14 protein-coding genes are annotated in these 12904 nt (G+C 55.7%); 1 reads left to right on the top strand and 13 read right to left on the bottom strand.

The annotated features are described in order from the left end of the window. Window positions 1-133 precede the first annotated feature (133 nt). Entirely contained in the window at window positions 134-1000 is an 867-nt protein-coding gene (locus tag ACRZ95_RS18985; protein WP_170681090.1) for a hypothetical protein, read from the bottom strand. A gap of 154 nt (window positions 1001-1154) precedes the next feature. Between ACRZ95_RS18985 and ACRZ95_RS18980 the strand changes: the two genes are divergently transcribed. Continuing rightward, window positions 1155-1937 (top strand): IclR family transcriptional regulator, encoded by a 783-nt coding sequence (locus ACRZ95_RS18980; RefSeq protein WP_170681088.1) that lies wholly within the window; start codon window positions 1155-1157, stop codon window positions 1935-1937. A gap of 100 nt (window positions 1938-2037) precedes the next feature. Here the strand turns inward: ACRZ95_RS18980 and ACRZ95_RS18975 are convergent, their stop codons facing one another. The 12 genes from ACRZ95_RS18975 to hisD form a co-directional block, all read right to left on the bottom strand. After that, a complete protein-coding gene (locus tag ACRZ95_RS18975) occupies window positions 2038-2916 on the bottom strand; it encodes a DMT family transporter (RefSeq protein ID WP_170681086.1) in 879 nt (292 codons plus the stop codon). Beyond that, window positions 2913-3632, bottom strand: coding sequence for a TfuA-like protein (locus tag ACRZ95_RS18970; protein WP_170681085.1), 720 nt, complete (start codon window positions 3630-3632; stop codon window positions 2913-2915). Before ACRZ95_RS18970 ends, ACRZ95_RS18975 begins: the two co-directional genes overlap by 4 nt. Then, window positions 3629-4822, bottom strand: a complete 1194-nt coding sequence (locus tag ACRZ95_RS18965; RefSeq protein WP_170681083.1) for a YcaO-like family protein — start codon at window positions 4820-4822, stop codon at window positions 3629-3631. Before ACRZ95_RS18965 ends, ACRZ95_RS18970 begins: the two co-directional genes overlap by 4 nt. A 121-nt stretch (window positions 4823-4943) precedes the next feature. Continuing rightward, window positions 4944-5312, bottom strand: coding sequence for a DUF4573 domain-containing protein (locus ACRZ95_RS18960; protein ID WP_170681081.1), 369 nt, complete (start codon window positions 5310-5312; stop codon window positions 4944-4946). A gap of 582 nt (window positions 5313-5894) precedes the next feature. Then, a complete protein-coding gene (locus ACRZ95_RS18955) occupies window positions 5895-6539 on the bottom strand; it encodes a lysophospholipid acyltransferase family protein (RefSeq protein ID WP_480555401.1) in 645 nt (214 codons plus the stop codon). A gap of 281 nt (window positions 6540-6820) precedes the next feature. Continuing rightward, window positions 6821-7228 carry a universal stress protein gene (locus ACRZ95_RS18950; protein WP_170681077.1) on the bottom strand — a complete coding sequence of 136 codons (408 nt, stop codon included), beginning with the start codon at window positions 7226-7228 and terminating at the stop codon, window positions 6821-6823. Window positions 7229-7299: 71 nt separating this feature from the next. Then, window positions 7300-8310 (bottom strand): Ldh family oxidoreductase, encoded by a 1011-nt coding sequence (locus ACRZ95_RS18945; RefSeq protein WP_480555399.1) that lies wholly within the window; start codon window positions 8308-8310, stop codon window positions 7300-7302. 48 nt (window positions 8311-8358) lie between these two features. After that, complete coding sequence (locus tag ACRZ95_RS18940; RefSeq protein WP_170681075.1) at window positions 8359-9540, bottom strand: UxaA family hydrolase; 1182 nt, start codon at window positions 9538-9540, stop codon at window positions 8359-8361. 12 nt (window positions 9541-9552) lie between these two features. After that, a complete protein-coding gene (locus ACRZ95_RS18935) occupies window positions 9553-9843 on the bottom strand; it encodes a UxaA family hydrolase (protein ID WP_170378184.1) in 291 nt (96 codons plus the stop codon). An 11-nt stretch (window positions 9844-9854) separates the two neighbouring features. Next, window positions 9855-10835: an alcohol dehydrogenase catalytic domain-containing protein gene (locus tag ACRZ95_RS18930; RefSeq protein ID WP_170681073.1), complete on the bottom strand. Its 981-nt coding sequence runs from the start codon at window positions 10833-10835 to the stop codon at window positions 9855-9857. Further along, window positions 10832-11554 (bottom strand): SDR family NAD(P)-dependent oxidoreductase, encoded by a 723-nt coding sequence (locus ACRZ95_RS18925; RefSeq protein ID WP_480555397.1) that lies wholly within the window; start codon window positions 11552-11554, stop codon window positions 10832-10834. The genes ACRZ95_RS18930 and ACRZ95_RS18925 overlap by 4 nt, the downstream gene beginning before the upstream one ends. A 41-nt stretch (window positions 11555-11595) precedes the next feature. Further along, window positions 11596-12903, bottom strand: coding sequence for a histidinol dehydrogenase (gene hisD, locus ACRZ95_RS18920; protein WP_170549840.1), 1308 nt, complete (start codon window positions 12901-12903; stop codon window positions 11596-11598). Window position 12904: the final 1 nt, after the last annotated feature.

The raw sequence follows: 12904 nt of genomic DNA, 5'->3' as shown, positions 1-12904 counted from the left end.
ATCCGTATGATAAACTTTGGTCATGGGTGCCCATTGTTTGTTTTCGCTGCGGCACAAATCAGTGGCAGGTGTGGAGCCATCAGGAAACCCACGCAGGTGGTGGCGTTCTACGCCTTGGTTTGATGCGTCAAATTCAGCCATGAGATAATGTTCCCGAACCTCCCGCGCTTACAGCTAGCGGTTTGATTTTGCTCGTTTGGAAATTCGCAAACGTATCAACGGTGTCACTGTTTTCGCAGCCGTTAGTGTCCAAGAAACCGTTGTGGCCCGACCAGCAAGCGCGCGTGACCGACCCCAACGGCTGGCTCGTCACGCCGACATTGCCAGCAGCCTTGGACGATTTTGGATCGTTGGAGAACACGCCGCTGCCCTGCCACTGCAGGTTAGGTGAGAGACTTCCCTCGATCACGTCCTGACCCAAATCGACCCTCATCTTCGAAGAGGTGCCTGTCAGAGATGCTTGCGCCTCATCAAGGCCAATCAACAACGGCAATGCTCGCCAGTCGGTGTTCAAGCTCACAATGCACTTATCGCTTTCGGCCACAGCCACCTCGTGGGGCTGGTAAACGAGGGCTTCCTGCGTGTTTGCATCATTTGTGCCGTAGAAGATCGCCTGATCCTTCACCTGTGGCCAGGTTTCGGAGACGGACAGAGCCTTGTTGCATTGCGCTTTATTCATTGCAGCCTGTTTCGCGCCTTCGGAGTTCGACTTGAGATAGCCCAGTTCCGAAACGTCAAACTGCGCGCACTGCAGCAGCAGAAGCTCGCCGTTCTTGGGAGGTGCATTAGTGTTGTTTGGTGCGAATTTGGAAATAGAGTCGTCCGAAACAAAACCGCCTATGTCGACATACAAACCTTCGTTTTTCTGTCCACCAATCAGCTTGGGTCTAAAAACAGCCTCGGGGTAAGACCTCCAGTCCGATTCGGCGTGCACTGCACCCGCGATCAGAATGACGCAGCTTGCAAGCAATCCATTGATTGTATGGGACGATTTCCTCACTTGCTTCTCCCTGATCTCGTTTTAGCGACTCTCCCGCATCGCTTTACTTTGTATTTAAAACTTTTATTTACCAATAAATCAACATTGACATCCACCGCGCATTCAAGGCACTTTGCCCACGCATTCGCCCGCAAGCGCGAATTGGGAGGAATACGTGTCGGCAACTTCAGAGAAATATCGTGCCCCTGCCCTAGAGAAGGGTTTGGACATCATCGAGTTGCTATCGCTGCATGCCGACGGGCTGGCGCAAGGTGACATTGCACGCGCTCTGGACCGGTCCCAAAGCGAAATCTACCGCATGCTGTCCACACTGGTGCGACGCGGTTATGTGATCCGGTCCTCTGACGATGATCTCTATTCGCTCAGCCTGAAAATGTTTGCGATTTCGCAAAGGTATCCTCCGGTCGAGCGGTTGCTTGAGATGGCGACACCCAAAATGCGGGCCGTAGCGCGAAAGGCCTGGCAATCCTGCCATATGGGTATGGAGAGCAATGGAGACATAGTTGTTGTCGCTTCGATCGCCTCACCCGGGAACTGGGGTTTGGCGTTGCGCGTCGGAACCGTGATTGGCCTTGGGAATACCGGCACCGGCCGTGTTCTTGCAGCGTTTCGCAGTGACGCCGCCCTTGAAGACCTTCTAGACAATCACAGGCTTGCGCAAGGTGAGCCGGAATTGGATGTCGTTGAATTCAGGGAACATGTCGCCCGCATACGCGAATTGGGCTACGAGCGAATGCCGTCAGCCACAGCTGTTGGTGTGACGAACCTCGCCTACCCTGTGCTGGACCAAGAAGGGCAGGCAATCAGCGTTGTGAACTGCCCATTTTTGGAAAGGATCGATCAGCTTGAAGTTCCGGGAATTGAAGACGTACATCAACTCTACAAATCGCTGGCGGAAGAATTGACCAATTTCTATACGGGCAAGTCGCAAGCCTGACCTACCAGTCGCTTGTCACCATGGGATAAGGTCAGGCAGGCTAGTACATATCCGTCCTGGTCCATGTGAGAAGAGGCTGTTTTCGCCAATAGTCGCATCTTTAGACAAGAGATGCGTCCTCTTTGGTTTTGTTGGCTAAAAGACCGCCAACTGTGATGAGACCAGCGCCTATCCAGCCCCACAAATCGGGCAAGGTATTCCAGATCAAATATCCGAAGAATACTGCCCAGAGCATTCCGGAATACTCAATCGAGGCCAGCGTACTAATTGGTGAGAAGGAACATGCTGACGTTCTGAAATACACACACAAAGCGCCACAAACACCCAGCAAGCCAACGAGCCAGATGTCGGAAGAACTTGGAACGTAGCTCCCATAGGGAACCAAAACAGCGGCTGCGGCAAAGACCATGAGATACTCATATCCAGCGATTGCTTCCGGTGTATCCCGTCTTGAAAGGGCACGCGCCGTGATTAAGCCGAGTGCGCTACACAACGCCGCCGCCAATGGAAAAAAGGCAGCCACGTTAAGACCTAGGCCCGGCGGGCGTATTAAAAGTAAAGCGCCCATAGCGCCTGAAACGAGTGCAAGTAGTTGTGGAAGTCCAGGATGTTCCCGAAACACAAGTGAAGACAAGACCATCGAAAAGATAGGCGCGACCATGAAGATCATAGTCACTTCGGCAAGCGGCAAGTTTTGAAGACCGGAAATGAAAAAGTACATTGTGCCTAAGGTCAGCACCCCTCTGGCCATCAATAGTGGCCATCTTGGTGAGGCCAATGATCCCCAGTTTCGAGGCGCAATAAATACAAAGAAAAACAAAAGGCCAAAGGTGCTTTCGAACAAGATGATCTGAAGCCCGGAATACGTCTCGGAAAGTACCTTGGCGACCGCATCCATCGCAGACATAAAAAACACGCCAAGCGCAAAGTAAGCTGGACCATTGGCGTAGAGTTGCGATGGTTTGAGGCGGGCGATCATGATGTGAGCTGATCAAAGACTGACGTGCGCTCAAGGCGAAAGCGCGCAGTGAACGGACCAGGTGTTTCGCGTAAAAATGCGTCCATGGACTTAAGCATTTCGATCGCATCTATTTTTTTCTGATTTACCGTGTTGCCCTCAAGCCATCGTTCAAGCCGAAGCAATTCATCGGGTTGCACACTGTTCTGTTGGCCGAGGTGTAGCATGTGTCTGTACGAGCGATTAGAGAAATACTCTTGATCCATCAGATTCAGGAGCTTATCGGCAGTTTCTTGGGAAATGACTTTGCATTCCGAAGCAACCTCAAGTGTTGCCCTGATGTTTACAAGGGGCTCTGACAACGACGGGTATTTCAGTTCGGCAGGTCCGTGATTCAAGGCAACCTCGTCGTCACGCGTCAATAGACCGTCGCGGTATTCCTCAAAGATGCGGCCGATCCCTTTCATGCCAAAACTATGCAGTTCCGCTGCCCTTAAGGCGCCCATGCTGGAGCTGCCGAACACGTGTATGCCCTGGTCAAGCGCCCAGAGTATTTCCTTGTGCAGCACGGAGGGTGTGAATTGAAAATAGCCGTCAATTATTCCGATGGCGTGTGGCTTTCGCGCGACCGCATTCAATACATCCCCCTGAGCTGCCGGCGGCAGATACTCAGCCGCCAAAATCTGCTTGGCTTCACATTCGTGAATGGTGGGGCCGCAGAAAACAAAAACCGTCATTGCATTAACTCTGACGCGTTTTGCGCACGCAAACCCGGCGTATAGCGCGGGTCGTCATGCGGCCCCTCCAACCCGGGGACGAGCACCCGAACAACTGCGATGTGATCGGAGACATAGTCGGCTGTAATGTCGATGCAGCAGGCACCGTCCAGTCCAGCTGCGGTCAATCGCGATTTGAGCCAAACAAGATCTCCCTCGGGAGATTTGCTTTCATGCGACTGCCTGGAGGCAAAACTCCGGCATCCAGGTCGGGCAATCGTTTCTTGGAACTTCATCTCAGAGTAGTAGTCTGAGTGCAGATCATCGCGCGCACCTGTGATCAATGTCAGCCTCTCCTGCGCAGCTTCTGTCAGGGCGCGTGAGAGCGCGATCTGCCGACACGGGTGACACCCTGCTCCGACAGATGGGCGCGAGAGAAGTACCGGCACGTTTCCGTTTTCACATGCCCATACCAAGTAGGCGGGCACGCCGATTTCCGTCGTCACGTCCCAGATCGCCAAGTTTATGTCTGCGTCCTTGAATTTGCTTAGGGTCTGGCACAAACCGTGATCTTCGATAGTCCGTTGATCAATTCGACGTGCATCACGCTCTTGCCACGGCAACCGCGACCATAGCGCAACAGCGTCCCGTTCGATCACCTCGCACAAGCCGTGTATCTTTGCTTCGGAAAGTGAGTTCCCCGAGGCCAGACCATTCGAACTCGACAGGAAAAACCCGCTCCCGGGTGGCAGAGGGCGTGTGTAGTTTGTATGAACCAATTCGTAGGGAACCCACACATCTCCGGACACCGTCAATAGTTGCATTTCGATCCAGAGGTTCGGCGCGAAAGGATCAAATTCCATCTCATTGCTCAGCGGCAATTGATCAACTGGCAAAACGTTGTGTGTGTATCTGATATCTTCAAGGCTCGCGAGTATGACCGGAGCCACAATACGTTCTGCGTGGAAAATCTCGATGGACTCCATCACGGCAGAAGCGACCGCAGCGTCATATGTCACGCCCTTCCCCTGAGAAACTGCCATTGATCGCGAGTTTGGCCTGCATACGACGGTTGTCGGTAGCCCAACACGATCAAGCCCCGTGACATCCGCTATTCGCGTGATGCCAAAAACCGGAAACAGGTCACGCAAAAGCTCAACCGTCTGCTTGGGCGAGCGAATGCGATGTGTCCCATCAAAATACTGTTTCAAAACAAGTTCTCACGCGACTGGGAACAATCTATCAGTGCGCGCAATGACGATTCATACTGCGCGACACGAACGTTGGCTCAAAGGCTTGAGCCAACACTCACATACGTTGCTTTGACTGGTTTTAAGCAGTTGGTTGAATCTTCGCCCCGACTTGGGCCGGATCAATCTTTGCACCCAGCTGAGACGGGTCAATTTTGGCTCCGTGTTGGCCGGGGTCAATCTTGGCTCCAATTTGGCCTGGATCGATCTTGGCCCCGATTTGGCCCGGATCAATCTTTGCACCCAGCTGAGACGGATCAATTTTGGCTCCATGCTGGCCGGGGTCAATCTTGGCACCGACCTGCGAAGGGTCACCGTGGCATACGTCTTCGGTAGTGATCGCAGATTGGCGATGTGCAGAATTGCTACCGGGCTGAGCAAAAACTCCGGATTGATCGATGGTGATCAGACGGCCATCAGGCGCACGAACAGTTCTTTTATTTTCAAACATTTAATTTCTCCCTTTGTTGGAATCTTCATTCTAATTTGTTTTGCACTTCAAGAACCAGAGCGCGCCTTTCACTAACATAGAATTTGCATGATCACCAAGGCGCATGACGGGCGCTATCCCAGATGAGTTGGAATGAGAAACCATGGTGAGGCCAATACAAAAGGCGTCGGTTTGACCAGTTTTGGTGTCTTTTGAAACCGCAAGCATTCATGAAGCAAAAGAAAAGCAGTTTTTTGACGTTCATTCTTTGCGTGACACCAACAAGCGCCATCAGCCAAAACCGAGTACTCAAACTTTTCTAGAAATGACCTAGTTCTCTAGCATTGGTAGCGGTCTGTTCAACTGCAAGTCGACTCGTTTTTAACACCACAAACAAAAACCAAAATGGTCTGCGGAGTCTGTTTGCTTGGTACTAGAGGTTTCGTTTGCAGCGCAAGCGCAGACCGCGATGTGAAACAAACTGCATGTCGTCCAAGCCCCGTGAACCAAACGTTTTCTGAAGGGCGCAATAAGCAGTAGTTTTAGGCACAAAACAGTCTCGCTTGCCCAAAACGCTCTCTTTTTGATTGGCCCTAAGGGAGATCAACGCCGACTGGTCAAAGAGACAGTGCGCCGTCTTAGAAACTCGAGTAGTTCCCGAGGATTGTTTGCCCGTTTTTCAATCTCGTCTCTCTCAATAGGGTCACCGACGATCGGGCGCTGGGGTTTATCCAAGGCATGCCGCACCTCGTACAAAAGCAACCCTTGGCGCAGCGTGGCGGAGACATTGCTGGCGATTTGATATGCGCGACTGTTGCGTCCCGGAAAACGAATGGGGACAACTGTGGCCCCAGAGCGCTGGATAAGTTTGGCTGTAAAGGGATTCCATTCGCGTTCGATCGCAGGCCCCCACCAACTGTTCGACGAGGCAACAACCCCGGAAGGGAACAATGCGATTAAACCTCCGTTCGCAAGATGCTCCATAGCTTTTCGGCGCATTTCCAGGCTCTTTTCAAGAGCGTTGGGTTCATGATCAAAGGGGACCGGGATCATGAACTGGTCAATCTCAACGACACCCGTCAGCAGAGACCGCGTTAGAATTTTATAATCGGTTCGGACCTGACCGATCAGTTCCGCCAGGATCATGCCGTCGACAAGCCCGTGCGGGTGATTGGCGACAACCACCACGGGCCCTTTGCTCGGGATTTGACGAATTTCTTCATCGGGCGTTTGCAGCGCGATGCCCATCACCTTGAGGGCCTGCCCCCAGAAGGGTTGCCCAGCGGGCACGCCCATTGCCTCGAATTTGCGGATGCGACGCAACAAATGGAATTTGCTTGTAGCCAGCTCAATCGCTTTGATCGCCCATCGCTGAACCGGGTTGCTGAATGTGGATGCATAAGACAAGCGGCGCCGATCATAGGGCTGTTCGCTCAGGTTTGTTCCGTCACTCTGGCCAAGCAACAGCCGTGTCTCTTTGTCCGGGCGGCCAGTACCGGGCCTTTTGAGGGTCTTAGACCCCTTACCCCTCATCGAAGGATGAAGACCGAACACGGCGCACGGCGTGAAATACGCGACGCCGTCGAGCCCAGAAGATAGTCTCGAACGCCAGGTTTGTGAGATCCGACAATAACCAAATCAACATGGTTCTCGCGGGCAAACTCCGCGACCTTCAGGCCGGGCTTGCCAGTGATGACTTCGGTCGAGATGTCGTCCGCATCGCCTGCAAGGCGATCCAGTTCGTCCTTGATGCGCGCTGTCAGGTGGTTCTCGGGTTTCGACTCCACGAATTCGGCGACGAAACCGGGTATGTCTTCCAGCACTGTCAACAAGGTCATCCGGCCGTCTTCGGCAAGCAGACGGTGCCCAGCGGCGATTTTGTTGGCGACAACGCCTTCGTGGTCCAGAGCGACCGGGATCAGAATGTGCTTGTACATAGTCAGTTCCTTTGTCGATTTAGGGGGCGTTTGTGGCGGCCGTGCCGCGGGAAACGATCATCTTGGCGGCCTCAGACATTTGCGCGCGCGAGTTCGCGAGCCAGATCAAGATATTGACCGGGAACCGCTATGCCATGCGCCTGCGCGCGGCTGATCGACTCTGCACGCCGATCCCCCGGAAGCCGTGCGCCTTCGAGGCTGTCGATGGCCGTCAGCACCATTTCGAGGCGATCCGTGAAGGCGCCCAGATTGCTTGGGAACATGGCAATCAGGAACTGCCCGGATCCCGGAGAAGGCCCCTCTGCGTCAAAAAACGAAGCCACGCCTAAGCTGGGGTTTGCACCGGTGAAAACCGACGCAAGAACCTCGACCATCAAGGCGAGCACGGTTCCCTTTGCCCCTCCGGCGGGGGCCATGGAACCAGCCAATGCGGCGGCTGGGTCGGTTGTGGGCTTGCCGTCTTTGTCAAAGGCCCAGTCCGGTGGGATGGGCTTACCTGCTTTTTTGGCATGCATGACCTTGCCGCGCGCAACATTCGAAAGCGCCAGGTCAATCACCAGCGGCGGCGCATCGCGTTGCGGCGCGGCAAAGGCGATGGGGTTGGTGCCAAAAACCGGGCTCGCGGCGCCCCAAGGCGCAATTGCTGGAGGGGCATTGGCAAACATCAAGCCCACAAGACCCTCGGCGGCGAGCTTTTCGACCTGCACCGACAGTGCGCCGGCGTGATGCGAGTTTTTGACCGACATCGTTGCTGTGCCGTATGAACGCGCGACACTTATGCCCTGTGAGATGGCATGATCCAGCGCCGGGTACGCAAAACCGAAATCGGCGTCCGTAGAAATCGCAGCTTGACTGGTCAGGCGAGAAGTAATGTTTGCGTCCCGGTTTATCTTTCCGCTACGCACTTGCGCGACATAGTCCCCGAGGCGCGAAAACCCGTGACCCGTCTGGCCTTCGGCTTCTGCCGCCACCAGCACATTGGCGACGGACTCAGAGTGTTCCTTAGAAACCCCCTGAGCCATCAATGCACCCGAAATGAGGGCCTTGGCCTCGGAAAGGCTGATGTTTTCCATATGTGCCATGGTTTTGTCTTTGGGTGGGGCGGCACCTTGGCGCCGCCCCTGCCAGATCTAGGCGCTGCGATAAAGCTTGGTCATCGAGAATTCGCGATGGCCAAGCGCTTCGGCGGCTGTGTTGCGGCCATTAGCTGTGCGGCGGATCATGTCGATCAAGGCATCGCCCGCTTCGTCAATGGTCTGTTCCCGGCGCAGGATACCCGAAACGTCGACGTCCACGTGCTCTCCCATCGTCCGCACGGTCCGAGGGTTCGCAGTGATCTTGATAACCGGAACAATCGGATTGCCCACCACATTGCCTTGACCCGTGGGGAAGGTGTGGATAACTGCGCCACCGGCCGCCATCAGGGTCACACATTCCGCCGCGGCCGAGGAGCTGTCCATGAAGTACAGCCCCGCGCCCGAGCTTGGCGCTTCGGCGGCATCGAGGATGTCGATATATTGCGAGGTCCGACCGATCTTCTCGAGGTTGCCCAAGGCTTTTTCCTCAATCGTGGTCAAACCGCCTTCGATGTTGCCTTTGGTCGGCTGGGAGTCCGAAAGGTCATCGGTTTGATGGGCAAAGATCACGTCGTCCTGATAGGCTTTCCACATCTTGTACCAGCGCTCGCCAACTTCGTCATCGATCGCGCGTTTCTGACAGATGTGTTCAGCGCCGGTTATCTCCGAAGTCTCGCCAAAGAAGCCGGTGATACCTTCGGGCAGCAGCTTGTCGTACATATTGCCAACCGTCGGGCAGGACCCCAGACCGGTGGTGGTGTCGGACTCACCGCATTTGGTTGAGATCCACAGCTCGTTCAGCGCGCATTCTTCGCGCTGGTATTCCGAGGTCAGATGCACGAATTCCTTCGCGGCCCAGCTGGCCTGACGGATGGTTTCAAAGTCGCCTTTTTGCTCGATCGAGAATTCGGCCACCGGTTTGCCGGTTTCGCGAATGCCGTCTGCAATCCGTTTGGTCCAACCGGGCTCAATGCCGATCACGACAACGGCGGCTACATTTGGGTTCGCCCCAGTGCCAATCATGGTCCGGAAGTGCAGTTCCAGATCCGCGCCAAACTGCAGGCGGCCATAGGCATGCGGGATCGCAAGCGTGCCTTTGACGTTATTTGCAATGGCTTCACAGGCCGCGTTCGAGATATCGTCAACCGGCAGGATTACCACGTGGTTTCGAACACCGACACGACCATTCTCACGACGGTAAGCATGCACAGACATATTTTTGAAATCGAGTGCCATGAAGAGGACTCCTTACCAGCGCTTTGTTTTGCAGTTGTGTGTGTGGACGTGGCCACCCTTGGGAATGTCGGCGATGATCTTGCCGATGTCCTCGCCGTATTTGATCGCGGTATCTCCGTCCTTGAAGTCTTTCAGCGCGATCTTGTGGCCAATTGGCACATCAGCGCCCGATGTCAGGCGGAAGGTCGAATTGTCATGGGTTACGCAGACCAGCATATCGGTGCCGGCCGTCAGGCCCTCGACCACGACAACACCGACATTGTCGGCATGTTCGTGGACGAGCAAGTGGGGGATTTCAGCCATTTGTAGTCTCCTCAGGCGTCAGGTTTTAGAATGATTTTCGGGGCCGCGACTCGCCCTGCCAGAATGTCCTCGAAGGCATGCGCGCCATCTGACAACGGGCGGCTTTCCACCCAGTCCAGTGCGCCCAGCCTGCCCTCGAACATGGCGGCGGCGGTGTCGCGAAAATCTTGTGCGGTATAGGTATAGGTGCCGATAAAGGTGATCTCTTGCAGGGTCATGCGACGTACATCCAGACCGCCTGTGTCTTCACCCAGGCCGATATGCAGAACCACACCTCCGGGCTTGGCAGCTGCAGAAGCAGCCGCCCTTGTTGCCGCAAATCCAACAGCGTCGACAACAACAGGGAATTCGCCCTGAACCTCCTTGGCGACCTGCATTCCGCAGGTGGCGGCGAGGTATTCTCGGCGGATGTCATTTCTCTCGACGATTACAACTTCCTCAAAGTCCATCGCTTGCAGGGACAAAGCGGCGGCCACTCCAATTGCGCCGCCACCAATGACAAGCGCTTGGCGCGGTTCCGATGGATGCAGCGCCTCAACGCCAAGTCGGGCCGCATGCCAGCCCACGGCGATGGGTTCGGCCAGTGCTGCCTTGGCCAGTGAAACATCGTCAGGAACCGTGACCAGATTGGCTTCGGGGATCCGCACAAGCTCGGCGAAAGCGCCCTCTCGCGGGGGCATCGAGATGATCTGGCGTGTGGGACACAGGTTTTCACGTCCGGAAACACAGGCCGGACAGGCACCGCAATGGACCAGAGGGTTGATCGTCACACGTTCACCTGCGCGGGGTCCGTCAACGATAGTGCCAGCCGCTTCGTGCCCTAGGATAAGAGGGGCCGGGCGGCGGTTGTCGTGACCCATATAGGCATGCATGTCAGAGCCACAGATGCCGACGCTTTCCACCCGGATCAGCGCCTCGCCCAGCTGTGGGGTTGGGTCCCTGGTCTCTTCGTAAGACAGGGCCTTAACATCTTTATAAACAAGAGCTTTCATTTAGCGGTGAACCCTCCATCCAGCATCAGGATTTGGCCGGTCACGTAGCGAGAGGCTTCTGAACACAGAAAGAGCAGAGGCCCATTGAGATCTCCGAGCGCCCCGTTGCGGCCAATGCAAGTTTGGGCTGCGTTTCGTTCGGCCCGTTCGGAATCGGCAAAGACCGCCGCAGTCAGTTCGGTCTCAAAAAAGCCCGGACCAATCGCATTCGTATTGATCCCCGCAGACGACCACGCCTCGGCCATGGCGCGGGTCATCTGGGCCACGCCACCCTTTGACGCCCCATAGGGCAGCCCGTTTGGAAAGGCCCGAAAGGACTGCAGCGAGGCAAAGTTGATAATCCGCCCCCAGCCTTTTGCCTTCATGGCCGGGACGAAAGCTTGGCTCAGGAAGAACGGGGCGGACAAGTTGACTGCAAGGGTCGCGTTCCAAATATCTGGTGAAAGGTCCTCGGCTGGCAGTCTAGGGTTGAGGCCCGCAGCATGAACAAGAATATCCGGCGCGCCGAACGGAGCAGCGATTTCGCGCACCAGCTCCGGTTGGTTTTCAAGATCGGCCACATCGCCAGCGACGACGGCAACGTTTCCGCCCATCTCGTCCGCCCAGCTTGCCAAGGCTTCGGCGCGGCGGGCGACGCCCACCACCTTTGCACCGGACTTTGCCAAGATCGTTGCCGCTTGTTGTCCGAGGCCAGAACTGGCCCCGGTCACAACGGCCAAGCGGCCGTCAACGCTGAATAATCGTGAGGAAGACAAGTGTTCTAGCCTTGCGCCGTCAGGTTGAATTCTTCGTCTGGGAAATATTTCTTCAGGCGGATGTCAGCCGTGCGAGCGTGGCCTTCCATACCTTCGAGGCGTGCAATCCGTGCGGTCGCTTCAGCGACGGGCTTGGCACCTTCACGGGTCGCGCGCTGCCAAGTCACGATTTTCATGTACTTGTGCACACTCAGGCCACCTGTGTAGCTGGCAGCCCCAGAGGTCGGCAGGACGTGGTTTGTACCTGCCGCCTTGTCGCCAAAGGCCACGGTGGTTTCCTCGCCCAAGAACAGCGAGCCATAGCAGCTGAGGCGATCCAGCCACCACTCCAGATCTTCCGCCTGAACGGTCAGGTGTTCGGGGGCGTAAGCGTCGGAAGTTGCGGCCATTTCCTCACGATCCGCGCAAAGGATGACCTCTGCGTAATCGCGCCAGGCGGCGGTGGCATTGTCGCGGTTCACTTCTGGCAGATCGGCAATCAGCTCTGGCACCAGCCGCATGACCTCTTCAGCCAGCGCGCGATCATCGGTGACCAGCCAAACCGGCGAGTTATAACCATGCTCGGCCTGACCTACGAGATCGGCTGCAACCACCATCGGATCGGCTGTTTTGTCGGCCAGGATCAGGCTGTCGGTCGGGCCTGCTATCATGTCGATGCCGACACGGCCAAACAGCATCCGTTTGGCTTCTGCCACGAATTGGTTCCCCGGGCCCACGAGAATATTGGCCTTGGGCAAGCCAAACAGGCCAAACGTCATCGCTGCAACGCCCTGAACACCGCCCATGGCCAGGATTTTATCTGCACCACAGATATGCGCCGCATAGATGATGGCTGGCGCGATACCCACATCAGGACGCGGTGGAGAACATGCGACGATGTGTTTACAACCGGCGACTTTCGCCGTTGTAACGGTCATGATCGCGCTTGCAATATGGCTATACCGCCCGCCGGGCACATAGCAGCCTGCAGCATCCACCGGGATCGCCTTCTGACCGGCGATAAAGCCCGGGACGACCTCGGTTTCAAAGTCTTTGACCGTGCCCAGCTGCGCTTCGGCGAACTTCTTGACGTTGGCGTGGCTGAACTGGATGTCCTGCTTCAGCTTTTCGGGCACGAGGGCCGACGCAGCCTCAATGGCCTCAGGTGACAACAGGATTTCGCCATCGTAATTGTCAAACTTCCGGGCATAGGCCATGGCTGCCTCATCCCCGCCGGCCTCAATTTCATCGAGAATGTCGCGGACGATTTTCTTGGTTTCCGAAGCATCGCTTTTCGAGGTCAGCGTCGCTTTTTTGAGATATTCTCTCGGCATT

The sequence above is a fragment of the Ruegeria sp. AI3 genome, from assembly GCF_056541245.1.
Note: the sequence above shows the minus strand (reverse complement) of the source record. Positions and strands in the feature narration are given on the sequence as shown.

Bases quoted from the DNA above. Each gene is read 5' to 3' on its own strand.
- ACRZ95_RS18975 (WP_170681086.1), bottom strand. From the start codon at position 2,916: ATGATCGCCCGCCTCAAACCATCGCAACTCTACGCCAATGGTCCAGCT.
- ACRZ95_RS18970 (WP_170681085.1), bottom strand. From the start codon at position 3,632: ATGACGGTTTTTGTTTTCTGCGGCCCCACCATTCACGAATGTGAAGCC.
- ACRZ95_RS18960 (WP_170681081.1), bottom strand. From the start codon at position 5,312: ATGTTTGAAAATAAAAGAACTGTTCGTGCGCCTGATGGCCGTCTGATC.
- ACRZ95_RS18955 (WP_480555401.1), bottom strand. From the start codon at position 6,539: ATGGGCATCGCGCTGCAAACGCCCGATGAAGAAATTCGTCAAATCCCG.
- ACRZ95_RS18950 (WP_170681077.1), bottom strand. From the start codon at position 7,228: ATGTACAAGCACATTCTGATCCCGGTCGCTCTGGACCACGAAGGCGTT.
- ACRZ95_RS18945 (WP_480555399.1), bottom strand. From the start codon at position 8,310: ATGGCACATATGGAAAACATCAGCCTTTCCGAGGCCAAGGCCCTCATT.
- ACRZ95_RS18940 (WP_170681075.1), bottom strand. From the start codon at position 9,540: ATGGCACTCGATTTCAAAAATATGTCTGTGCATGCTTACCGTCGTGAG.
- ACRZ95_RS18935 (WP_170378184.1), bottom strand. From the start codon at position 9,843: ATGGCTGAAATCCCCCACTTGCTCGTCCACGAACATGCCGACAATGTC.
- ACRZ95_RS18930 (WP_170681073.1), bottom strand. From the start codon at position 10,835: ATGAAAGCTCTTGTTTATAAAGATGTTAAGGCCCTGTCTTACGAAGAG.
- hisD (WP_170549840.1), bottom strand. From the start codon at position 12,903: ATGCCGAGAGAATATCTCAAAAAAGCGACGCTGACCTCGAAAAGCGAT.